The organism is Pontibacter aquaedesilientis (assembly GCF_014773225.1).
In the GTDB taxonomy this organism is placed as follows: Bacteria; Bacteroidota; Bacteroidia; order Cytophagales; family Hymenobacteraceae; genus Pontibacter; species Pontibacter aquaedesilientis.
The window spans coordinates 302,372-326,986 of the sequence record NZ_JACXAJ010000004.1 but is presented as its reverse complement, the minus strand read 5'-3'; the positions used below and the strand labels follow the sequence as shown (position 1 = coordinate 326,986).

Below are 24,615 nucleotides of genomic sequence, written 5' to 3'. Positions count from 1 at the left end.
TGTTAGATCTTTAAGTTGAGGTTTTCATAGAGTGCTTCAAATTTGGCGCACCAGTCCGCATGTTTCTGGCCTTCGTCCTCCCTTTTAAGGCAGTGCTCCTTGTAAGTTGACTGCCTGATACGGAACGCAATATTCTGCGCCTGCCAGTACTCGGGCTCCAGCGAAGAGCCGTTGATGACAGTGAGCAATTCAGAGAGGTACTCCATGTCCGCCAAGTCGTCCGGGTTGGCCTCGAGCCGGGCCATGGTTTCTTCCACGTGGATGGTGGCAGCGTAACTCACCGCATCCTGATCAAGGTTCACACCCATGCGTTCCACCTCTCTCAAAAGCCTCAGTACAACGTCCACGTCCACACGCTCTGCTGTCAAGGCTTCGAGCAGGCGGTTGCTTACGATGTAGTCAATCGTGATTTGCAGTGGCCGCGGGAGCTGCATGTCCACGTTTTTGATAGCCGCCATGAGCGGGAAGTTGTTGTCGTATACCTGTTGGAAATCATGCTCCAGCGATCGCATGGTTTGTTCGAGTACCTGGTCCAGAATCTTTTTCTGATCGTCCCGGAACAAATGCCAGAAAGAGTAGCTGTGCGTCTCAAAATGCTTGTCAAGCAGCATGATCACCTCCGTGATATTACCCTTGTCGAAGGCGGTTGTCAGTTCGTGATGCAGTGTGGCAAAGGCATCGGGGCTCACGAACTTGCGCACCCCCCCGAATAACTGATGGTCACCAATGTGCAATACCCCAAACGTGATATCTACTTCCTCCCAGGTCACGCTAGACCGGATAAAGGCCTTGCCGATAGCAAGTTTCTGCCGGCCTGCTTCCAGTTGCTCATAATACTCGGAGGTGGCTCTGTAACTGTAGAGCGGTAGTTCGTCTGGGTTGTCTGTGAAGATGGACGACACGGCATAGTGCCCCCCTACCCGCAGCAGGTCGAGCTGAGTAGGCTGCACAATCTTGTAATAGGCCTTTGAGGCATCGCCATACGTTTTCAGGTTGCTTTTGGCCTTCTGCAGGTACTCCACAAATTGCGACTCATAATTATTGCCGCTCAGGTCCTCGGCCAGCTGCAGGGCGCGTGTCGCGTACAGGATGTCCTGCATGGTTTCGATACCCGTCACCTCATCAAAAAACCAACCGCAACTCGTATACATGAGCATGGCATGGTACTGCATTTCGAGCAATTTCAGAAATTTTGTCTGTTCTCCTTTGCTCAGTTCGCGGTTGGTCTGGGTGTTTATGAAGTCCTTGGCAAAGTCTTCAGAGCGATCCATTATCACCTGTATGTAATTGTTGCGGGTCTGCCACGGATCAGCGCCGAGCATGCGCATTTCTTTTTCGAAGAGTGATTCCAGTTCGTCTCTCACCCAGTCAAACGCTTCGCGGATGGGTGCCCGCCAGGCCTGGTTCCAACCCTCCTTGCCGCCAGTGTGGCAACCGCAGTCGCTGCGCCAGCGCTCCACGCCATGCATGCAACTCCAGGAGGTGTTCTCTATGATTTCAGCTTCGTACTTAGGCGGGTACAGTTCCAGGTATTCTCCATAGATCGTTATTTTGGCCAGCTGTTCTTCTTCAATGTGGTGCAGGGCGTAAGATAGGGCCATCTCGCCGAAGCGATGGTGGTGACCATAGGTTTCGCCGTCAGTGGCAATGTGCATCAGTTGCGGTTCTATGCTGTGCTTGTCAAACGTGGAGGTAAGGCGTTGGGCGAACTTCTCGCCGCTCTCCAGCAAACCTTCAAAAGCAATGGCCTGCGACACGGGCGCATCATAAAAAAACAGAGCGATGGTGCGACCCGAGGGCAATGTGCAGCGGTAGGGGCGCCGCGGATCAATCTTGGCGCCAGTCGCATTGTGCCAGTCCTTCTCATCGATCTTACGGTAGCGTTTGGCCTGGTAGGGTGATAGGATGGTGAACTTGATGCCATGCTCGGCCAGCACCTCCAGCGTGGCGGTGTTGGCGGCCGTTTCGCCCAGCCACATCCCTTCCGGATCTCGACCAAAGCGCTTCCGGAAATCATAAATGCCCCAGATTACTTGCGTATGCTGGTCGCGCTCGTTGGCGAGCGGCATAATCATGTGGTTGTATACCTGCCCGATGGCTGCTCCATGCCCCGAAAAGCGTTTCTGACTTTCCTTATCAGCATCCAGTATGGACTGGTAAATATCGGGTGCCTTTTTTTCCATCCACTCCAGCAGCGTAGGGCCGAAGTTGAAGCTGATGCGAGCATAGTTATTCATGATGTCCACGATCTGCCCGTGCCCATTCTGAATTCGGGAAGCCGAGTTGCGGGCATAACATTCCGCTGTAATGCGCTCATTCCAGTCATGGAACGGGTGGGCGGACTCCTGCAACTCTACTTCGTTAAGCCAAGGGTTCTCGCGTGGCGGTTGGTAGAAGTGTCCGTGAATGCAGATATAGTTGTTCATTTTTTTAGAGACAAAAGGTTTACGGACGAAGGATCAGTGTTATAATATGATATTGCTTTGGAATACGGTAACGGAAGCCGCTGGTAACGTGAGGGCCTGCCCAGCATTGATTTCCTGCGGTAGGTCGGAGACTGCGCCGCCATACCTGCTTTCACTGGAGTTCAACACCAACTTCCATGCAGCCCCAACTTCCTTGACAATGGTTGTTTTTTGTGGTTGATTACTTATGTTAAATAAGGCATAAAGGTAAGGGCTTTCGCCGGAGTGAATCAAATGCAGGACATGGGTATGATCATCGGCGTATACATGCAGGCGGGCTTTGTCGGGCTGCGCCAAAGCCGGGGCGGACTTTCTGAGTTGTATGAGCGCCTTGTAAAAATCGCGCAGCTGGCGGTGAGACGCGCTGTGCTCATAAGTGCGCTGCAGCTTCGATTTTCGGAAGGTCTCTTCGGATTGCGGGTCAGGCGCCTCTCCCTGCCAGGCAAATGATGAGAACTCTTCTTTGCGTCCTTTGCGAACGGCCTCTACCAGGTCTTTATCGGAGTGGCTCACAAAGTATAGGAAAGGGTTTTGTTCGCCGTATTCTTCCCCCATAAAGAGCATCGGCACAAAAGGGGATAGCAGAACCAGTCCGGCAGCCACCTTCAGCATGTCGTAGGAAATCAGTTGAGTGAGTCGCTCGCCGAGCATGCGGTTGCCGATCTGGTCGTGGTTTTGGGAACACACCACAAACTGGCGGGCCGGGTTGGCGGTGGCATCGCTGCCGAAAGTGCGCTTGCGATGCTCGGAGTAGAGCCCGTCGTACACAAAACCATGCTGCAGCACTTTCACCAGTTGCTCCAGCTTCCCGAAATCGCTGTAATACCCTGAGTCTTCCCCGGTAAGCAGTGCGTGCACGGCATGATGGAAATCGTCGCTCCACTGCGCAGCCAGTCCATAACCGCCTTTCTCCATTGGATTGATTAGTCGGACATCGTTCAGGTCGCTTTCGGCGATAAGCAGGCATCGATGGCCAAGCTGCATTTCCAGATGCGCTACCTGCTCCTGCAGTTCCTGCAAAAAGTGTTTGGCGCCTGTATCCAGTATGGCGTGCACGGCATCAAGGCGCAGGGCGTCAATATGGTAATCCCGGAACCACATCAGGGCATTCTGTATGAAAAAATTGCGCACATGGTCGCTGTGTGCATCATCAAAATTGAGCGCCTTGCCCCAGGGGGTATTGTATTTGTCGGTAAAATAAGGCCCAAAATCGTTTAGGTAATTTCCTTCCGGGCCCAGGTGATTGTACACCACATCCAGCACCACGGCTATACCTGCGGCATGGCAAGCATCAACCAGTTTTTTTAATCCTTCAGGACCGCCGTAGCTCTCCTGCACCGCCGAGGGGAATACGCCATCGTAACCCCAGTTCCGACTGCCAGGAAATTGTGCCACCGGCATGATTTCAATAGCTGTTATACCCAAGTCCACCAGCTCGGGCAGCTTCCCGATAACACCCTGGAAAATGCCTTCTTCTGAAAATGCGCCCACATGCAACTCGTATATAAGGAGTTGCTCCAACGGCAGGGGCTTCCAGTTTTTGTCGTTCCATTGGAAGTTGGTATGGTCCACCACAGCAGAGGCCTGGTGCACGCCATCGGGTTGGTGCTGCGATGCGGGGTCGGGCCGTTCCATTTCCTCGTCAAGGCGATAGGTATAGCGTGTGCCGGGTCCGGCTTCTTCGCCGAGGGCGGTCCAGTACCCAAAGGCTTCGCGCTGCAATGGTATGATCTGGTCGTTATCTTTCAGCACCACATCTACCTGCTTCGCTGCAGGTGCCCATACGGTGAACAAGGTGCCATTGCCTGGGGCATAATGTGCTCCGATCTCTCGTGTTATGCTCATTTTGTTTTCATTTATGCCTGATTTTTAACTCGCTTATACGGCATTAGGTTGTTCTTTTCTGCCGATTGACCTCGCTTATTGGCCAAACCAACGCTATGCAGTGCTTAACATAGCCTGTAGGTATACTGGCATTGCCAGGAAAGCGCATTGGCTCCGAAACCTATTGGCGGCGCATGCAGTACCTATTAGCTATCATAATTTAAACAGGAAAAAGCCAATACATGGAAGCACTGGAAGGAACCAAACGGGTGGTTATCGAAAACGTGAAACCTCAGGTAAACTGTGGGCAATACCCAATAAAGCGGGTAGTGGGAGAGGAGGTAACCGTAACCGCAGATGTGTTTGGAGATGGCCATGACGAGGTAATAGCCGTGTTGCTCTACCGCCACGCCAAAAAGAAGAAATGGAATGAGATACCCATGAAATTTATGGGAAACGATCGTTGGCAAGCCACTTTTGCCCCTGACAGCATGGGGACTTTTGAGTATACGCTGCAGGGTTGGGTCGACCATTTCTATACCTGGCAAAAAGGACTCAAGAAAAAATTCGAAGCCAATCAGGATATTACAGTAGAGTTGCAGATCGGGGCACAACTGCTCCAATCTTCCGCCACGACAGCCAAACCCGGACAGCAGAAAAGGCTGCGCAAATGGGCCGAGCAGCTCAACAGCCCCGTTTCCGTGGCCGATGCTGTGGCCCTGGCCACGGGAGAAGATGTGTCGGAACTCATGCACGCCTGCTGCGACCGCCAGAACGTAACGACCTACCATAAAATACTGACCGTGGAAGTGGAGCGGCAGAAAGCGCTTTTCAGTACCTGGTACGAATTCTTCCCGAGGTCAGCGGCGCAGGCGGACGGCCGCCATGGTACTTTTCAGGATTGTGAGCGTCTCTTGCCGCGCATTGCCGAAATGGGGTTTGACACAATCTACCTGCCGCCTATCCACCCGATCGGTTTCGCTTTCCGGAAAGGGAAAAACAACTCCGTAACCTCCCAGCCGGGTGAGCCGGGCTCCCCTTGGGCGATTGGCGCTGAAACCGGTGGGCACAAAGCGATCCTACCTGAACTGGGCAACGAAGAGGATTTCCGGAACTTTGTGCATGCCGCCCGCGAGCACGGCATAGAGGTAGCGTTAGACTTTGCCATACAATGCTCACCCGACCACCCCTATGTGAAAGAGCACCCGCAGTGGTTTAAGTGGCGCCCGGACGGCACAGTGCAGTATGCCGAGAATCCACCCAAAAAATACCAGGATGTGCTGCCGGTAAATTTCGAAACTGAAGATTGGCAGAACCTGTGGCGGGAGCTCAAAAGCATTGTCATCCACTGGATTGAGCAAGGGGTATATGTGTTTCGGGTAGACAACCCGCACACGAAACCTTTCAGTTTTTGGGAGTGGATGATCAAGGAGGTACGGCAGCAGTACCCGCAGGTGATTTTCCTGGCAGAGGCATTTACCCGACCGCGTGTCATGGAGCGGCTTGGCAAGATCGGTTTCACGCAGTCCTATACCTACTTCACGTGGCGCAACACCGCTGCCGAGATCAAGGAATATATGCACGAACTCACGCAAACCGAAATGCGCGATTTCTACCGCCCGAACTTCTGGCCGAACACGCCCGATATCCTGCCCCATGAATTGCAGACGGGGGGGGAGCCGGCGCACATTACCCGTGTGGTAATGGCCGCCACGCTGTCCTCGAACTATGGAATGTACGGACCAGTGTATGAGTTCGGCATAAACGAAGCCGTACAGGGCAAGGAAGAGTACTGGAATTCGGAGAAGTACGAAATCATGCACTGGGATTGGGGCAAGCTGACGAAAATCAGGGAGGTCATCACCAAAATAAATAAAATACGGCAGGTGAACCCGGCCCTGCAAACCACCTGGAACATTGCCTTTGGCGAAACGGACAACTCACAACTGCTCTGCTATGCCAAATGGGACGACAGCCGAAAGAACAAAATGCTCATGGTCGTCAACCTAGACCCGCACAACACGCAAGCCGGCTGGGTGCAGGTGCCGCTCCATGATTTGAAAATGCCTGACAACCAGCAATACATGGTGCACGACCTGATGACCGAGCACAAATACACATGGACCAATGAGTGGAATTATGTAGAGCTTCGCCCCCACGAAATGCCCGTCCATGTTTTCCGCATCGAAACAGCTTCACCGGGCATGGGCCATGACAGTCTCGACGACACTTGGTTACCAGAAGACCACGGCAAACACGAATAAAACTGAAAAAAACTATATGGCAGAGGACAACACCCTTCTCGACGACAACATTCACTGGTACAAAGACGCCATCATTTACGAGCTGCACATCAAAGCCTTTATGGATGGCAATGGCGATGGAATAGGCGATTTTAAAGGCCTGATGCAGAAACTGGATTACCTGGAGGACCTAGGCGTAACGGCTATCTGGCTTTTGCCTTTTTACCCTTCTCCGCTGAAAGACGATGGCTACGACATCGCCGATTACTACAGCATCAATCCGAGCTATGGCAACATGCAGGATTTCAAGCTGTTTGTGAAGGAGGCGCATCGCCGTGGACTTAAGGTAATTACGGAGTTGGTGATCAATCATACCTCCGACCAGCACCCCTGGTTTCAGCGGGCACGTCGCGCCAAGAAGGGGTCCAAGTACCGCAACTTTTATGTGTGGACTGATAATCCGGCGCAGTACAAAGATGTTCGCATCATTTTCACCGACTACGAACCGAGCAACTGGACCTGGGATCCTGTGGCGGAGCAGTACTACTGGCATCGTTTCTTCCATCACCAGCCCGACCTGAATTACGATAACCCTGATGTGCAGAAGGAAGTGTTCAAGATGTTGGACTTTTGGTTCGATATGGGCGTGGATGGATTCCGTCTGGATGCGGTACCTTACCTGTTTGAGCGCGACGGCACCAACTGCGAGAACCTGCCCGAAACGCATGATTTCCTGAAAAAGCTGCGTGCCCACGTAGACAGCAAGTACCAAGGCAAGCTGCTGCTGGCGGAGGCCAACATGTGGCCCGAGGATTCGGCGTCATACTTTGGTAACGGCGACGAGTGCCACATGAACTACCACTTCCCGATCATGCCCCGCCTGTTCATGTCGGTGAAAATGGAAGACCGGTACCCGATCATCGATATTTTCGCCCAGACACCCGCTATACCTGAGACCTGCCAGTGGGCCATGTTTCTCCGAAACCACGACGAGCTCACGCTTGAGATGGTGACCGACGAGGAGCGCGACTACATGTACAAGGTGTATACCCGCGACCCGATGGCCAAGATTAATTTGGGTATACGCCACCGACTGTCGCCACTTTTGGGGAACGACCGTGCCAGAATAGAGCTCATGAACGTGCTGCTCTTCTCGATGCGCGGTACGCCTGTGGTATATTATGGCGATGAAATAGGCATGGGGGACAACTACTACCTGGGAGACCGCGATGGTGTGCGCACCCCCATGCAGTGGAACGACAACCGCAACGCAGGCTTTTCTTCAGCCAACCCGCAGAAGCTATACCTACCCGTGATCATCGACCCGGAGTATAAGTATGAGTCGGTAAACGTAGAGACACAGCAGCACAACAGCAGCTCTTTGCTGTGGTGGATGCGCCGCGTAATCAACATGCGGAAGCGCTACAAGGCCTTTGGCCGGGGCACCATGCAGTTTTTGAACCCCACCAACTCCAAAGTGCTGGCTTTCGTGCGATCTTACCAGGACGAGAATATCCTGGTAATTGCAAACTTGTCACGCTTCCCGGAGGCGGTAGAGCTGGAGTTGCCGGAGTTTAAAGGCTATGTGCCCGTGGAGGTGTTCAGTCGCAACAAATTCCCGCAGGTGAAAGACGATACCTACCTGTTCACGATGGCAGCGCACGGCTACTACTGGTTTGAGTTGCAGCCGCAGGAGGTGAGTGGTAGGGAAGGACTTGACATGCAGAAGCCAGCCATGCAGCTGCCAGCTCTGAGCCATACCTTGCCTGCCCGATCATTAAAGACACTGGAAAACAAAGTGCTGCCACCTTACATCATGAAGCGTCGCTGGTTCGGGGGCAAGGCCCGCACCATACAGCGCATGCAGGTGGTGAGCAATACGCCCATGACGGCGGGCCGATTCGCTGCTTCGCTTTTGTTTATTGAGGTGAGCTACAACGAGGGCCTGCCCGAGCTGTACCAACTGCCGATTGCCTTTGCCAGTGACGAACAGGAAGAAGAGCTTATTTCGAACCACCCCAACAGCGTGATTGCCCGCGTGAGTATGGATGGCAAAGAAGGTATACTCTACGACGCGGTTTACTCCGAAGAGTACCGTCAGCTTTTGCTCAACATGATGGCCAAGCGCAAGCGCCACAAAGTGGACGGTGCTGAAATAGTGGGCTCAGGCAGTCGCAACATCGCTTCTAAATTAAAGGAAATCGGACACCCGCTCCCTTCCAAAATACTCGGGGCTGAACAGAGCAATACTTCTGTACTTTACGATAACCAGTTCTTCCTGAAGGTATACCGTAAACTGGACCGTACCATGAACCCCGATGTGGAGATCGTGCAGGCGCTCACTGACGTGAATTTTCCGAATGTGCCCATGTTCCTGGGCTCCATTGAACATGAGGAAGGCGGCAAACCACCGATGGTGCTGGTGATGCTGCAGGAACTGGTACCGAACCAGGGGGACGCTTGGGTATACATGGAGGACTCGCTCAAACGGTTTTTTGAAAGACTGCAAACACATCGGGAACATATTGAGCACGTTGACACGACTGGCACATTGGCGCGGCCAGTTCAGTTTTCGGAGGCTCCGGAACACATGCAGCTGCAACTGGGCGGGGCATCTGTCGAACGGATTGAGTTGCTGGGACAACGCACCGCCGAAATGCATCTGGCCCTGGCCAATATCAACACGTCAAAGGACTTTGCACCGGAAGATTTTTCGCTGCACTATCAGCGCTCCCTATACTCTTCCCTGACCTCGCTGGTGCGTAGCAATTTTGACAGTTTGCGCAAGCATTTGCCCAACCTGCCGGAGGCCGTAAGAGCCGAAGCGGAGGAAGTACTTCAAATGCGCCAGGAGGTGTTGGAAAGGCTCAAAAAGATATTCAGCCGCAAGATCGACACGATGAAAATACGCACCCATGGCGACTACCATCTGGGACAGGTATTGTTCACAGGTCGTGATTTTGTCATCATCGATTTTGAAGGGGAGCCCGCCCGTTCGTTCAGTGAGCGTCGCTTAAAGCGTTCCCCACTCCGCGACGTGGCCGGTATGATCCGCTCGTTCCACTATGCTGCTTACAGCGCACTCTTCCAGCAGGACAGCTTCCGAAAAGAGGACAGCGCTTACCTGGAAGAATGGGCCGAACAATGGTACCACTACGCCAGTGGCTTCTTTATGCATACCTACTTGGGCAAAACGCTTGGAACTGGCGTCGTGCCGGAAAAGGAGGAGGATTTTGAGATACTGATGGAGACTTTCCTGCTCGAGAAGGCGATCTACGAGTTGGGTTATGAACTGAACAACCGTCCGGATTGGGTGCTCATCCCGATCAGGGGCATAAAGTACATCATGAGGAAATATCGGAATGGCTAAGAAAAAGGAACAGGAGAACACACAGCAAAACCCCGGCATGGGAACAGGTATGGAAACTGGTGCCAGCAAGGCCGCGAACGAAGGTATGGCTTCCAGCAAAAAAGCTGGACGCAAGAGAACTGAAAAAGAGCCAGGTATAGCGAGAGAGCAAGAGCAGTCGGGTACCGTTCCGGCTAAGCGGGGAAGACCTAAAAAATCATTGACCCAGGAGTCGAACGAAACTGCGCAGGGAGTTGCCAGTAAGCCAACGCGAGGCCGTCCACCCAAAGCAACGTCAGAGACCCCTGCCGCACAGACAACTGCTGCCAAACCAAAGAGAGGGAAAGCGACAGAATCCAAGACGAAGGCAACAGAGACAGAAGCCAAAGAGATGGGACTATCGACAGCGCCTGTGCCGGCCATCGCACAGGCTACGCAGCAACAGACAGGGCCAGTATTTTACGACACCAGCCTTTTGTCCGAATTTGACATTTACCTGTTCCGCGAAGGCCGCCACTATACCCTGTACGAAAAACTGGGCTCGCACCTTATGGAGCGGCAAGGCACGAAAGGAGCCTACTTTGCAGTATGGGCGCCCAATGCCGAGCAGGTCGCTGTAATGGGCGACTTCAACCACTGGAACCGTGAAAGCCACCAGCTGCAGGTACGGGTCGATGGCTCTGGTATATGGGAAGGCTTTATACCGGAGGTGCAGGCGGGGATGCTGTACAAATACCACATTAAGTCGCGCTACCACATGTACCATGTCGAGAAAAGCGACCCTTTTGCCCTGCGCCGTGAAAAGCCACCCCAAACTGCCTCGGTGGTGCACGAGTTGCACCATACCTGGGAGGATAATGGCTGGCTGGAGCAGCGTCAGGCACGTCACGGCCAAGCACAGCCCTATTCGGTTTACGAACTGCATGTGGGCTCCTGGCGCCGAAAGCCTGAGGACAACAACCGGCCGCTGACTTACCGCGAATTGGCGGAGGAACTGCCGGCTTATGTCAAGGATCTGGGCTTTACGCATGTGGAGTTTATGCCGGTGATGCACCATCCTTTCAATGGCTCGTGGGGATACCAGATTACAGGGTACTTTGCGGCGGCCAGTACTTACGGCTCGCCTGAGGACCTGATGTACCTGATCGACTGTCTGCACCGCGAAGGTATAGGTGTGATTATGGACTGGGTGCCCTCGCACTTCCCATCCGATGAGCACGGCCTGGCCTACTTTGACGGCACGCACCTGTTCGAGCACGCCGACCCGCGCAAAGGCTACCACCCGGACTGGAACAGCTACATTTTCAACTACGGCCGCAATGAGGTCCGCTCTTTCCTGATCAGTAATGCGCTCTTCTGGCTCGATAAATACCATGTGGATGGCTTGCGGGTAGACGCCGTAGCCTCTATGCTATACCTGGACTATAGCCGCAAGCACGATGAGTGGATTCCGAACGAGCATGGCGGACGCGAGAACCTGGAAGCGATTTCCCTGCTCAAAGATTTTAACCAGGCTGTGCACGAGAAATTTCCGGAAGTACTCACCATTGCAGAGGAGTCAACGGCCTGGCCGCAGGTGACCGGAAAGGTAGAAGAAGGCGGGCTTGGCTTTGACATGAAGTGGATGATGGGCTGGATGCACGACACGCTGAACTATTTCTCCAAAGACCCGGTATACCGCCGACATCACCAGGGCGATATCACCTTCAGCATAATCTATGCTTTTACGGAGCGCTTTATGCTACCGCTTTCGCATGATGAGGTGGTGCACGGCAAAGGTGCCTTGATCCGGAAAATGCCGGGAGATGAATGGCAGGCTTTCGCCAACCTGCGGGCGCTCTACGCCTACATGTATGCCCACCCCGGGGCTAAACTCATGTTTATGGGTGGTGAGATGGCACAGAGCAGCGAATGGAATCATGACAGCAGTCTGGATTGGCATCTGCTGCAGTATGGGTACCATGCTGGTGTGCAGGAATTGATCCGAGCGCTCAACCACTTATATCAGCAGGAGCCCGCACTATATGCCCACAGTTTCGAGCCGCAAGGTTTCGAGTGGATCGACTTCAACGATGCTCATAATAGCGTGGTTAGTTTTTTACGCAAGGGCGACAGGCCAGAAGATCAGATATTAGTCGTCTGCAATTTTACGCCGGGCGTACATGAGCATTACCGTTTAGGCGTTCCAATGGGAAATAGCTGGGTAGAGGTGTTCAACAGCGATGACAGTCACTTCGGGGGGAGCAACTTTCACAACCACGGTGCGCTGCAGGCTATACCTGATTCTTTCCATGGGCATGATTATTCGATCACGCTGAAGTTGCCTCCTATGGCTGTGGTATACTTTAAGTACCAGCCATAGAGTTGGTTCGTTGTAAAGATATTTTTAGGAAGAGCGTTTGCACAGGTATGGGCAGACGCTCTTTTTTGCTGTATAGATTTTGGGGAGAAACCTGACTCTACTTCCCCTTACGCACTGGGAAGAACTTCCTGAAACTGCTTTTGCGCTCTATTTCCTCTTCCGGGATTTCGGTTCCTGAAACAGATCGCACATCCTCAACCGAGTAAAAGGCATTTGGGTTGTAGTCGCGAATAATGTTGATGACCTCCTGCAATTTCTTGCGTTTTACAACCATAAAGAGGAGGTTAACTTTACCACGGGTACCTTTGGCATCTACACTGGTCAGGCGGTAGCCCCGGCCGGCCAGCCGGTCAATCAATTCATCGGCAGACTCTACAGTGATTACACGAACGACCATCTGGCCGAGTGCCAACTTCTGTTCAATTCGAAGCCCCAGGAAATTACCGGTGGCAAATCCGGCGGCCCAGGCAAAGTAAGAAACGAAGTTGCTTAGGTTTTGCATCACCTGGGTAATGGCCACGAGCCAGATGAGCACCTCCACAAAACCCAATAATGGAGCAATTACTTTGTTGCCCTTAGAGATGAAAACAATGCGCAAGGTGCCCAGCGTTACGTCCACAATGCGGGCGAGAAAGATAAGGATAGGTATAATGACCCAATTTAACAGATCGGGGTCAATTCCATTGAAGTAATCCATGTGTTGGTTTGCCCTTTGGGCTATTGGCTAAATGTGATGCTGTTACTGACTTCGGCCCCAAATGGTTTCCGGGCCTAATTCTGCCCGTACCTTGGGCAGGGCTTCCGGGCAATGCTCCTGGATATAGGTAATGAGATTCTCACGGATATGACAGCGTAAATCCCAGGCGGTGGCTGAACCGGGGGCACTCACCATCATCCGCAGTTCCAATGTCTTCTCTTTGGCGTCAGTTACCTGCAGGTTCTGTACTTTCCGATCCCACAGCGGCGATGCCTCCACAATGCGCTCAAACTCCTTCCTTATTTTTGCGATAGGTGCGGTATAATCCAGGTATAGGTATACCGTGGCCAGGATGTCGGAGCCGGTGCGGGTCCAGTTCTGAAAAGGCTTTTCGATGAAATAATTAAGCGGCAGCACGAGGCGGCGGTTATCCCAGATGCGCAGTACCACATAGGTCAGGGTTATTTCTTCTACCCGGCCAAATTCTCCTTCCAGCACCAGCACGTCATCAATCCGGATGGGCTGCGTAAAGGCTATCTGCAAGCCCGCCAGTAAGTTGGAGAGCGAACGCTGCGCCGCAAAACCCACAATGACACCCGCTATACCTGCCGAGGTAAGCATACCGGTACCCAACTTGCGCACCGGTTCAAAAGTGAGCAGAATAAGTGATACACTGATAAAAATAATGAGCACAATCGACAGCTTTTTGATGAACTGCAGCTGTGTGATGAGCCGGCGTTCTCGGTAATTGTCCTCTTTGGTAATATTGTATTTGAGACGCACCATGTCCTGCACCACATACACCAGATGCAACAGGATCCAGCCGAAACCGGCGATGTTCAGAATCTCAATAATGCGTCTGAAAAACTGGTGCTGCTCGGGTGTGAAGGGCGCTGAGTTGAGCACAAAGGCCGCAAAGAGCAAGGGGATGAAAAAAGTGAGTGGGCGGTCCAGGTGGCGGGTCAGGGAAGCCATCAGTTGTGGATTGGCCTTGCGGTTGTAGAGGTTCAGAAGCCAGAAAACCACAAATTTGACAACTATACCTACCACCACGCCGATACCCAATATCAGCAGGCCCAAGGCCAACTGATCGAGTTCTGAAATAAATTTGGAGACTCTGTTCATAAGTAGAATGGCCTGTCCGGGGTAAGCTATACCTGAACAGGCGGTATTGGCTAATCAAAAGGATTGTTACTCAAAATTGGCCTACTTAGTTATATAACCAGCGGGGTATTTGATATTTATAGATAGTTTACTATATAGAGAAAACGTCTGTATCATAATTGCGTATGATAGGAAAGACTGCCTGTATCAATCAGTTTAAAAGAACATTTAATCCAGACGCTGGTGCAACGATCTACCATCCTTAGGCGTTGCTGCAGATTGCCTGATTTAAGGTATAACACACATGGCGAAATTGATCATCGTATCAAACAGACTTCCCGTTAAGCTTCAGGAAAAAGAGGGCAGACTAGACTTCAAACCGAGTGAAGGCGGCCTGGCCACTGGGCTAGGATCCATTTACAAAAAGAAAAACAACCTTTGGATTGGCTGGCCTGGCATGGTCGTAGAGGAAACAGATCAGCAAGAAGACATTGTCGAGAATCTGCATGGACAGAACATGCACCCGGTTTTCCTGACAGAAAAAGAAATCAAAGAGTTTTATGAGGGCTTCAGCAACGAGACCCTTTGGCCCACGTTTCACTACTTTAGCCAGTACGCCATTTATGAGCAGCAACTCTGGGAGACCTATGTAGAGGTGAATCAAAAGTATTGCGACGAGGTGATGAAAGTGGCTGAACCGGATGACACCATCTGGGTACACGACTACCAACTGCTGTTGCTGCCCTCCATGCTGCGCGAGAAACTTCCCGACACCACCATCGGATTCTTCCAGCACATTCCATTTCCTTCTTATGAGGTTTTCCGTCTCCTGCCATGGCGCAAAGAGCTACTGGAAGGTATGCTGGGCTCCGACCTGATCGGCTTCCATACCTACGACGACATGCGACACTTTCTTAGCTCCGTGAACCGACTTGTGGGGCACGGCAGTACCCATGGCTGGATTAACACCGGCAACAGGTCCTTGCTGGTCGACTCTTTCCCGATGGGCATTGACTATGAGAAGTATGAGCAGACAGCCGACAGCGAGGAAGTGAAAAAGCGGGAGAAAATGTACCGCAACAACCTGCATTCCAAGAAGATCATCCTCTCCATCGACCGCCTGGACTACTCCAAAGGTATACCGCAGCGCTTACAGGCTTTTGAGCTTTTCCTGAAACGCTACCCTGAGTTTCATGAGAAGGTAACGCTGGTGATGCTGGTTGTGCCGTCGCGGGATGCTGTGGAGAAGTACAAGGAGTTGAAAGAGGAGGTGGACGAACTGGTGGGCCGTATCAATGGCGAATACAGCCACATGAACTGGAACCCGATCCAGTATTTCTACCGCTCTTACCCGCTCGAGACTTTATCCGCCTTTTACCGCATGGCCGATGTGGCGCTGGTAACCCCAATGCGCGATGGGATGAACCTGGTGTGCAAAGAATACGTGGCCAGCAAATTGGACCAGACCGGGGTGCTGATATTGAGCGAAATGGCCGGGGCATCTAAAGAACTTTCTGAGGCGTTGCTCATCAACCCCAACGACATCAACCAACTGGTAGAAACACTGCACACGGCCCTCACCATGCCCGAAGACATGCAGAAACAGCACATGCAGCATATGCAGGATTCGCTGCGCAGGTATAACATCCATCACTGGGTGAGCATGTTCATGGACCGCCTGTCCTATGTCAAGATCAAGCAGCTGTCTATGGCGACTACTTACCTGGACGAAGCCACCTACCAGGAACTCAGCAACTCCTATGAGGAGGCCAGTTCTCGCCTGTTCTTCCTGGAGTATGACGGAGCGCTGGTCGATTACCATAACCGGCCGCTAATGGCAGCGCCGGACGAGGATCTGCTGGAGCTCTTGCAGGTGCTGAGCAGCAACCCGAAGAACAGGGTCATCGTGATCAGCAGCCGCGAGAAGGACAACATGCAACGATGGCTGGGCCACCTCAACATCGACCTGATAGCAGAGCACGGTGTCTGGATAAAGCAGCGCGGTACAGGATGGCAGACTATGACCAGCCTCATAGACGACTGGAAAACCGATATCAGGCTGATACTCGACCTGTACGTAGACCGTACCCCCGGTTCCTTTATTGAAGAGAAAGAATACTCCCTGGTTTGGCACTACCGCCGAGTGGAGACAGGCTTGGGCGAGTTGCGTGCCCGTGAACTGGTGAGCCACCTCAACTTTTTGGCTACCAACAGCAACCTGCAGGTTTTGGATGGACAGATGGCTGTGGAAATCAAAGCGCAAGAGGTCAGCAAAGGCAAGGCGACCAGTTACTGGCTGAACATGTACCCGCATGACTTCGTGCTGGCCATCGGCGACGACTGGGGCGATGAGGACATCTTCAAGGCAATGCCACGCGAGGCCTACACCGTCAAAATCGGTAATTCGCACTCGGTGGCCAAGTACCATATCGATACCTGCGAAGAAGCCCGCAGATTGCTTTCTCGCCTGGTGCATCTCAAACAGAAAAAGACGCCCAAAGAGCTTCAGTAATCGGTTAATTGCACAAAAACTCCCCAGCCTGCTCAGCAGGCTGGGGAGTTTTTTTTTTGTCGTCTACAGAGTAGTTTTGAGGGGCTTAGCTAAAGTCTGTTATACTTTCTATACCTATAATAGGAAATTGATAAGGAAGCCAGAATAAGGGCATTGCTCGCCAGGGCAATGTATACCATAAGGTTCTCCTGTGAAGGCAGGGCAGTATAGTCGATGCGGGCTATGTTGAAGATCATTAACCCAAAGGCAGCCACAATCAGAAAGGGGTATATTTTTTTCATTGCTATACCTTATTAAAACAAAGTTCCGTTCCCACTGCTGCCTTTCTCAGGCTTCGAGGCAGGCTCTTCGCAGTTCTCCTCATTGAACACCTGGTTGATGGCGTTTTCGGCGCTGCGCAGTTTATCCTTGCAAAATTTTATCAGCAGGGAGGAACGCTGGACCTTTTGGGTTAGTTCATCCACGTCTACGGCGTCGCTTTCAATAGCCCGCAGAATCTCCTCCAGTTCCTGGGTGGCTTCGCGGTAAGTCATTTTGTTTATGTCTTTATTCGTCATTATTGTCTTTGTTTACAACCAAACTATGCACCCTGCCATCCTGCAGGCGTGTCTCCATTACATCTCCCTCCTTCACCTGGTTCATGTACTTGATGATCTTCCCGTTGATGAGTGTCAGGGTATAGCCACGCAGCAGCAGCTTTTCCGGGTCGTTGGCCTGAATGCGTGCTTCCAGCATATCAAGCCGGTGCTTGTCTGTGGTTAAACTTCTTTGGGCGCCATACTGTATCCGGTCGCTGTGCTTTACAAAAGCCATCTGGCTGCGCTTGAGTTTGCCCTTAGCCTCGGTCTCCACGCAGTGCACCAATTTGATGAGGTCTTGCTCCTTTAGGTGCAGCCAGCGTTGCCCTATACCTTCCACACAAAGGGTCAGCTCACCGAGTTCCTTGCCGCGCAGGTGCAGCAGGTCTTTGGTATAGGCCCTGATCAGCTGTTCTTTGTCACGCAGCAGGTGTTTCTGGCTATCTAGGAAATTCTTGGGCTTGAGCAGCAGGCTTTTGGAAAAATGCTCCAGCCGTTCGCGGCCTTTTTGCAGGTAGCCATTGGTCAGGTTCGAGAGCTTCAGGCTTTGCCGCTCCAGCCTGTCCGTGGACAAACGCAGCGATTGGGCCGAGAGCATGTAGATGCTGTCATAAAGACTCACGACCTCTACCTCCACTTCCCGGCACAGGTCGATCAGGAAATTGGCAACAGCGGTCGGGGTTTTCTGGCGGGTATGCGCCACCAGGTCGGCAATGCTTTCATCGCGCTCGTGGCCTATACCTGTTATCACTGGCAGGGGCGAGTGGCCAATGGCAGCTGCTACCCTGTAGTCATCGAAACAACCCAGATCCGTCTGTGAGCCTCCTCCGCGTATCACCACAACGGCATCGAACAGGTGGCTATACCTGGCAATCAGTACCATGGCTTTGGCAATGGAAGCTGGGGCCTCGTTGCCCTGCACGATGGCGGGGAACAGCGTGGTGCTGAAGGTATAGCCATAGGCGTTGTTGCCCAGTTGGTGGATAAAATCCTGGTAGCCGGCGGCTGAGGCGGAAGAAACGATGGCCAGCCGTTGCGGTGCCATTGGCAGTTGCAGTGCTTTGTTGGCTATCAACAGTCCTTCTGCCTCGAGTCGCTTCAGGGTTTCCTGCCGTTGCCGGGCCAGGTCGCCGATGGTATAGTTGGCATCGATGTTCACGATGTCGAGGCTCATGCCATACAGCTCATGGAAGCGCACATTGGCCTGGAAAAGAATCTTGAGCCCGGCTTTGAGCGGTTGCCCCGTTTTCTCCTCAAAATAGCGCCCCAGCATTTGGTAGCGGGCACTCCAGATGGTGGCCCGGGCCTGCGCCTGCAAAGCGCCGCGCGGGTCGTCGCCTTTGTCCACCAGGTTGAGGTAGCAGTGGCCTTTGCGCCTGTCCGGCGATACCTGCGAGATTTCCGCCACCACCCAATAGCTTTCCGGAAACGCCATTTCAAGTTCCTCCCGAATCTGCTGGTGCAGCTCGAAGAGCGAAAGCGGAGCCTGAAACTCCTGTTGGGCGCTTGTCTGGCGGAAATTAAACTGAGCCATGGGCAGGGTGAAGAATGTAATCCCGAAGATAGGACTTTTTAGCGAAAGGTGTAGCCGGAGTGAAGGATTTTAGTCCTTCAATACCTCCAGTGTCTGCACCACTTTCTCTTGCCATTGCTGCTTCTCCAAAATCAAGGGGGGCGAGGCGCGCTCCAGGCAGTCGAGGGCGGGGCAGCGCTCGCAGGTCTCGTTTACGAGGCGTTGCAAAATGGCCGGGTCGTTCAGAAACCGGACCTTGCGGCGAAGGTTCTCGTTGATCAGCAGGCCAATGCTGATGGTGCCGTTCATACTTTCGGTGGGCTGTGCCAGTGCCAGTACCAGGTACTCGTTGGTAGAGTTGATGTAAGAGGAGCGCTGTATACCTACTAGGGGTTGGCGCAGGTTGCCGGACAGCTTCTGCTGCTCCAACTCCTGAAAGAGGGTCAGCGAAACCCAGCGGCGGCAGTAATGCTCATTCAGGAATGAGGCATGCGGATTGTGCAGACCAGCCAGGTGCAATTCTTTGGTCAGGGAGTAATTGTCTGACCCCGCATCGTGGTGAAAGCGCAGGAAAAACAACTGTTTGATGTTGAAGAAGCGGGGGAGTAGCGAGGTGAGCCGGTGCAGGAACGTTTCGGGAGAGGTCTGATAGTTCTCCATAATCTGCAGCAAAAGCTTTGGCTGCCAGGTTGGCTGTTCAAAAAACGCCTCCAGGTCCTGCACCAGACGATCGCGGTTCAGCAACAGGGCTCCCGCAAAGTAAGAGGCTTTCAGGTTATTGAGTACTTCTTCGAAAGAGCCCACCCGCACCCAGGTAGAGGTATAAGGTCTGGGTTGTAGCTGCAGTGCCTGAAACCCGATCTCGCGAGCCACCGCAAAACTGCGCTGCTGCTCTGTTAGGTTGGGGTTGAGCAGCAACCTCGGCTGCACCCCCGGTATGAACACGGAGCGCAGCGGAGTCAATTCAGGATATTGACTCCATGTCTCCGTTTCGATATTTATGTTAAATACCGTAGAGAGTATACCTGCCAGCTGTTCGTAAGAAGGTGTTTGATCCGGGCTAAGCTGGTAATGCTCCAGAAAACGCTCTACCTCCAGTTCCAACTCCTCAAAGTAATTGTCGTGCAGTTCCTGGTAGGAGCGGAGCGCCGAGAAATAGAATTGCTCTACCCGCAAGTCAAAGGCGCGTGAAATTTCCAGCAGTGTGTTCACGAAGGCACTCAGCTTGGCAGGCGCAGTGGCAAACAAGTCCAGCAGGCGACTGATGTCCAGTCCGAAATGCTCCAGCGGCAGCTCCGAGAGAATATTGGAGCGTAGCAGTTCCCCTACGGGCTGCAGGCGTTTGCTGAGCTGAAGGGAAACCAGGTAATCGTAGTTTACGCCCAACACATCGGCTATAACGGCGATCTTACTCGGCTTGGGGTGCTTTTTCCCCTTCTCGATCTCATTCAGGTAAGAGACAGATATTCCTGTCTTGTTAGCCAGGTCTGTCAGCGAAATATTTTTATCTGTCCTTAATTGCTTGATTTTTAGGCCAAGTATGAGCCGGATAACATCTTCTTGCAGCCTCATTTTCAGTGTTTTTGCTGGATATAATACCAATAAACGGTCTTTTGCGATTATTTCCTAAAAACATCTAAAATTAAATTAGCGAAAATTCGCCAAAATATAAATGTTCGCGTATAAAATCAAAAGTTATAGTTTAACACAGTAAAATTATAGTTATGATATTAGAGACCACCTCTGCCCAAGTTGTAGGAAAACCAGTGAAAGGTATGGAAGAAATCCTGACACCGGAAACCATTGAGTTTTTGGAGACGCTGCACCAGCGGTTTAATGCTACCCGGGAAGAACGGCTACGGGATAGGGCCGAACGCCAAAAGCGGATAGATTCCGGGGAGTTTCCACAATTTTTACCGGAAACAGCAGCGATTAGGGAAGGAAGTTGGGGGATCGGGGCTATACCTGACGACCTGCAGCTGCGCCGCGTGGAAATTACAGGACCGGTAGACCGAAAAATGGTGATAAACGCTCTCAACTCCGGCGCCGATGTGTTTATGGCAGACTTTGAGGATGCAAACTCCCCCACTTGGGAAAATGTGGTGCTGGGTCAGATTAACCTGCGCGACGCTGTCAGGCGAAACATTGAATACCAGAATGGCAAGGTATACAGACTGAAGGAGAAAGTGGCCCTGCTCAAAGTGCGGCCAAGGGGTTGGCACCTGCCCGAGAAGCATTTGCTGGTGGAGGGGAAGCCAATTTCAGCATCCCTGTTCGATTTCGGCCTGTCCTTTTTCCATAATGCCAAAGAGTTGATTGCCCGGGGTTCTGGTCCTTACTTTTACTTGCCTAAGCTGGAGAGTCACTTGGAGGCCAGGCTCTGGAACGAGGTGTTTGTTGCAGCGCAGGAAGCCTTGGGTATACCTGTTGGCACGATCAAAGTAACCGTGCTGATCGAGACGATTACCGCGGCCTTTGAAATGGAGGAAATTCTGTATGAACTGCGGAATCACATCGTCGGACTGAACGCCGGTCGCTGGGATTACATTTTCAGTGCCATCAAGAAGTTCCGCAACCAACCCGATATTCTATTCCCCGACCGCACGGCCATTACAATGCAGGTGCCTTTTATGAAAGCCTACACCGATCTGCTGGTCAAGACCTGCCACAAACGCGGTGCACATGCCATGGGCGGTATGGCAGCGTTCATCCCCAACCGGCACGATCCGGCGGCGAACAAAACTGCCTTTGAGAAGGTGAAAGCGGATAAGGACTTTGAGGCTAAAAATGGTTTCGACGGTACCTGGGTGGCACACCCTGGCTTGGTTTCTGTAGCGCGTGAGGCATTTGACAAGGTGCTGGGCAACAAGCCCCATCAAAAAGAAGTGCTGCGCGAAGAGGTAAACGTGAAGGCTGAAGATCTGCTCAATTTTAGCATCGAAGGCGGTAAGATTACAGAGGCTGGGCTACGACTCAACATCAATGTGGGCATTCTATACCTGGGCAACTGGCTGTGTGGCACAGGCGCTGCCGCTATCCATAACTTGATGGAAGACGCCGCCACTGCCGAAATTTCCCGGGCGCAGGTATGGCAGTGGTTGCATCACAACAATACCAGTACCGATGATGGAACACCGATCACAGAAGAGCGCGTGCTGCGGCTCATAAAAGAGGAAACGGAGAACATTAAGGAAGAAGTAGGCCTTGCCCGCTTCAAGAACTGCCACTTCGAGCGTGCCTCCCAACTCTTCTCCGAACTGGTGCTCTCGACCTGCTTCGTCGAATTCCTCACCCTTCCGGCTTACAAGTACATGGATTAGTTAGAAAGTTGGGAAGTTAGAAAGTTAGAAAGTTTACAGGAAATAACTCCTCACTTTCAGCTCTATAGGCTTCCCAACTTCTCCACCTTCCAAACTTCCAAACTTCTAAACTTTCTAACTTTTAAACTATCATGAACAGGACAGAAAAAATACAGGCTATCCAGAATGACTGGATAGTGAACCCACGCTGGGCAGGTATAAAAAGACCGTATACCGCTGATGAGGTTGTAAAACTGCAGGGCTCTGTGCAGATTGAGTATACCCTGGCCCGAAACGGGGCCGAGAAACTATGGCGGCTGCTACACTCCGAAGAGTACGTGGCAGGGCTGGGAGCTATGACGGGCAATCAGGCGGTGCAGGAGGTGCAGGCTGGTCTGAATGCCATCTATCTAAGCGGTTGGCAGGTGGCGGCAGATGCCAATCTGGCCGGGCATATGTATCCGGATCAAAGCCTGTACCCGGCTGATAGTGTGCCGAATGTCATTAAAAAGATTAATAACGCGCTTATTCGTGCCGACCAGATCCAAAGCGTGACCGGAGAGGGGGAGGTAGACTGGCTGGTGCCGATCGTGGCGGATGCCGAGGCGGGCTTTGGCGGCAACCTCAATGCCTTTGAGCTCATGAAAATGATGATTGAGGCAGGGGCTGCCGGGGTGCATTTCGAAGACCAACTTTCATCAGCCAAGAAATGCGGACACTTGGGCGGCAAAGTGCTGGTGCCTACCCAGGAGGCCATCAACAAATTGGTGGCTGCACGACTGGCAGCGGACGTCATGGGTGTTACGACCCTGCTGGTAGCCCGTACAGATGCTGACGCTGCCAACCTGATCACCAGTGACATTGACCCACGCGATCATGCTTTCATCATCAAGGGGGAGCGCACCAGTGAGGGTTTTTATAAAGTGAACTGCGGCCTGGAGCAGGGTATAGCCCGCGGCCTGGCCTATGCGCCCTATGCCGACCTGATCTGGATGGAGACCTCCAAACCAGACCTGGAGCAGGCCCGTCACTTTGCAGAGGCGATTCATGCAGAGTTTCCAGGTAAACTGCTGGCCTACAACTGCTCCCCATCCTTTAACTGGGCTGCCAAGCTGAGTGTAGCCGAAATGGAAACTTTTAGAGAAGAGTTGGCGCAGATGGGGTACAAGTTTCAGTTCATTACGCTGGCCGGATTCCATGCACTCAATACCAGCATGTTCGAACTGGCCAAAGCCTACAAGGCACGGGGTATGGCGGGTTATTCAGAGTTACAGGAGCGTGAGTTTGGTCTCGTGCAGGATGGCTTTAAAGCTGTGAAGCACCAGGCTTTCGTTGGAACCGCCTATTTCGACGCCATCCAGCATACCGTGACTTCTGGCGCTGCTTCCACTGCGGCTTTGGTCGGCTCAACAGAGGAAGAGCAATTTCACTAATTTAATCTGAGCTTATACCTTGGCTATACCTTGACTATACCTGAAACAAAGCCCTGCCACTTCAAGCATCGAAGTGGCAGGGCTTTGTTTTATTCACCTATCCAAGGGGTACTTATTTAGGGTTTTCCTCTATTTTGAAACCGATTCCCTTTGCCCGTTTTTCCCAGTTTTCGCGGGCCCATTTCTGCATGTCTTCCACGTTGTCCATTTCATCCATGATCTCCATGCCGAGCAGTGTCTCAATGATGTCCTCCATAGTGACAATACCAGCCGTGCCCCCATACTCATCCACTACGAGCGCAATATGGTTCTGCTCTTTGAGCAAACGGCTGAACAACTCAGGTATAGGCATGTACTCGGTAACCACTTCAATATCGCGTCGGATGCTGCTGAGCGGCTGGCTACCCTGGTTGTCTATGAGTTTGGACAGCACGTCATCTTTCAATACATAGCCGTGTATGTCATCCAAGCTGTTCTTATAAAGCGGTATACGAGAGAAGCGCAGCGTTTTGGCTTGCTTGAAAAAGTCGAGGATGGTCATTTCTTCCTGTGCACCATATATCACCGTTCGGGGCGTCATGACATGGCGAACCAGGATCTGGTTAAAGCGGAGGACATTGCGCAGAATCTGGGATTCACCGCGTTTGAAGATGCCTTCTTTTATGCCGATCTCTGCCATGGCGGTGAAGTCAGCCCGACTCAGCACACTCTTGTTCTTGTCCCGTTTCAGCCGCTTGGTGATGAACTGTGACAGAATGATAAGTGGATAAAGAGGCGAGTAGATCATAATGCGCAGCGTGGTGACCGTGAAAGGGGTAAGCTGCTTCCAGTAATTAGCCCCGAGTGTCTTCGGTATGATCTCCGAAAAAATAAGGATGATGATGGTGAGGACGGCAGAGATAATAGATAAATACTCTTCTCCCCAGATGATTTGCGCCTGTGCACCCACACCTGCCGCGCCGATGGTATGCGCAAAGGTGTTGACGGTGAGGATGGCGGCAAGCGGACGGTCGATGTTGTCTTTAAACTCCTGCAGATGTTTGCCGAGCGCGGGGTCTTCCTGCGCTGTGATGCTCACATGCGAAGGGGTGATACTAAGAAGAGCAGCTTCCAGCAGGGAGCATAAAAAGGAAAAGACGAGCGCAATAGATAAGTATAAAATGAGTAAGCCCATGAGGTCATTTATTGGTGAGAAAATGTGGGTGTATAGCGTCTGCTATACCTTCCGGATCAGAA

The 24,615-nt window shown here is 52.3% G+C and carries 15 protein-coding genes; 6 read left to right on the top strand and 9 right to left on the bottom strand.

Features of this window, described 5'->3' with window-relative positions; genetic code table 11:
- Positions 1 to 2: 2 nt before the first annotated feature.
- Both H9Q13_RS11455 and treZ read right to left on the bottom strand, forming a co-directional pair.
- The gene (locus H9Q13_RS11455) at positions 3 to 2,426 is read right to left on the bottom strand and encodes a DUF3536 domain-containing protein (RefSeq protein ID WP_191183932.1); all 2,424 of its coding nucleotides are present in this window, start codon (positions 2,424 to 2,426) and stop codon (positions 3 to 5) included.
- Between the two features lie 39 nt (positions 2,427 to 2,465).
- Complete coding sequence (gene treZ / locus H9Q13_RS11450; protein WP_191183931.1) at positions 2,466 to 4,310, bottom strand: malto-oligosyltrehalose trehalohydrolase; 1,845 nt, start codon at positions 4,308 to 4,310, stop codon at positions 2,466 to 2,468.
- Positions 4,311 to 4,531: 221 nt separating this feature from the next.
- Between treZ and H9Q13_RS11445 the strand changes: the two genes are divergently transcribed.
- From H9Q13_RS11445 to glgB, 3 genes are read left to right on the top strand one after another with little or no spacing between them, the layout of a single operon-like run.
- On the top strand, positions 4,532 to 6,553 hold the full coding sequence (locus tag H9Q13_RS11445; protein ID WP_191183930.1) for an alpha-1,4-glucan--maltose-1-phosphate maltosyltransferase: 2,022 nt from the start codon (positions 4,532 to 4,534) through the stop codon (positions 6,551 to 6,553).
- A 16-nt stretch (positions 6,554 to 6,569) separates the two neighbouring features.
- Positions 6,570 to 9,902 carry a maltose alpha-D-glucosyltransferase gene (gene treS, locus H9Q13_RS11440; protein ID WP_191183956.1) on the top strand — a complete coding sequence of 1,111 codons (3,333 nt, stop codon included), beginning with the start codon at positions 6,570 to 6,572 and terminating at the stop codon, positions 9,900 to 9,902.
- Complete coding sequence (gene glgB / locus H9Q13_RS11435) at positions 9,895 to 12,243, top strand: 1,4-alpha-glucan branching protein GlgB (RefSeq protein WP_191183929.1); 2,349 nt, start codon at positions 9,895 to 9,897, stop codon at positions 12,241 to 12,243. Before treS ends, glgB begins: the two co-directional genes overlap by 8 nt.
- A gap of 97 nt (positions 12,244 to 12,340) precedes the next feature.
- Here the strand turns inward: glgB and H9Q13_RS11430 are convergent, their stop codons facing one another.
- Together H9Q13_RS11430 and H9Q13_RS11425 are read right to left on the bottom strand one after the other, a co-directional pair.
- Positions 12,341 to 12,940, bottom strand: a complete 600-nt coding sequence (locus H9Q13_RS11430) for a DUF2179 domain-containing protein (RefSeq protein ID WP_191183928.1) — start codon at positions 12,938 to 12,940, stop codon at positions 12,341 to 12,343.
- Positions 12,941 to 12,982: 42 nt separating this feature from the next.
- Positions 12,983 to 14,065, bottom strand: a complete 1,083-nt coding sequence (locus H9Q13_RS11425) for a mechanosensitive ion channel family protein (RefSeq protein ID WP_191183927.1) — start codon at positions 14,063 to 14,065, stop codon at positions 12,983 to 12,985.
- Between the two features lie 283 nt (positions 14,066 to 14,348).
- On the opposite strand from H9Q13_RS11425, the gene H9Q13_RS11420 reads away from it, so the two are divergent.
- On the top strand, positions 14,349 to 16,556 hold the full coding sequence (locus H9Q13_RS11420; RefSeq protein WP_191183926.1) for a bifunctional alpha,alpha-trehalose-phosphate synthase (UDP-forming)/trehalose-phosphatase: 2,208 nt from the start codon (positions 14,349 to 14,351) through the stop codon (positions 16,554 to 16,556).
- A gap of 89 nt (positions 16,557 to 16,645) precedes the next feature.
- Here H9Q13_RS11420 and H9Q13_RS11415 read toward each other — a convergent pair whose 3' ends face one another.
- The 4 genes from H9Q13_RS11415 to H9Q13_RS11400 form a co-directional block, all read right to left on the bottom strand.
- A complete protein-coding gene (locus H9Q13_RS11415; RefSeq protein ID WP_191183925.1) occupies positions 16,646 to 16,837 on the bottom strand; it encodes a hypothetical protein in 192 nt (63 codons plus the stop codon).
- A 12-nt stretch (positions 16,838 to 16,849) separates the two neighbouring features.
- Positions 16,850 to 17,113, bottom strand: a complete 264-nt coding sequence (xseB, locus tag H9Q13_RS11410) for an exodeoxyribonuclease VII small subunit (protein WP_191183924.1) — start codon at positions 17,111 to 17,113, stop codon at positions 16,850 to 16,852.
- Positions 17,103 to 18,668: an exodeoxyribonuclease VII large subunit gene (xseA, locus tag H9Q13_RS11405; protein ID WP_191183923.1), complete on the bottom strand. Its 1,566-nt coding sequence runs from the start codon at positions 18,666 to 18,668 to the stop codon at positions 17,103 to 17,105. Before xseA ends, xseB begins: the two co-directional genes overlap by 11 nt.
- 69 nt (positions 18,669 to 18,737) lie before the next feature.
- Positions 18,738 to 20,219, bottom strand: a complete 1,482-nt coding sequence (locus H9Q13_RS11400; protein ID WP_191183922.1) for a helix-turn-helix domain-containing protein — start codon at positions 20,217 to 20,219, stop codon at positions 18,738 to 18,740.
- A 152-nt stretch (positions 20,220 to 20,371) separates the two neighbouring features.
- On the opposite strand from H9Q13_RS11400, the gene aceB reads away from it, so the two are divergent.
- Complete coding sequence (gene aceB, locus H9Q13_RS11395; RefSeq protein ID WP_191183921.1) at positions 20,372 to 21,967, top strand: malate synthase A; 1,596 nt, start codon at positions 20,372 to 20,374, stop codon at positions 21,965 to 21,967.
- A gap of 131 nt (positions 21,968 to 22,098) precedes the next feature.
- Complete coding sequence (gene aceA, locus H9Q13_RS11390) at positions 22,099 to 23,379, top strand: isocitrate lyase (protein WP_191183920.1); 1,281 nt, start codon at positions 22,099 to 22,101, stop codon at positions 23,377 to 23,379.
- 112 nt (positions 23,380 to 23,491) lie between these two features.
- Here the strand turns inward: aceA and H9Q13_RS11385 are convergent, their stop codons facing one another.
- Positions 23,492 to 24,553: a CNNM domain-containing protein gene (locus tag H9Q13_RS11385; RefSeq protein ID WP_191183919.1), complete on the bottom strand. Its 1,062-nt coding sequence runs from the start codon at positions 24,551 to 24,553 to the stop codon at positions 23,492 to 23,494.
- Between the last annotated feature and the right edge of the window lie 62 nt (positions 24,554 to 24,615).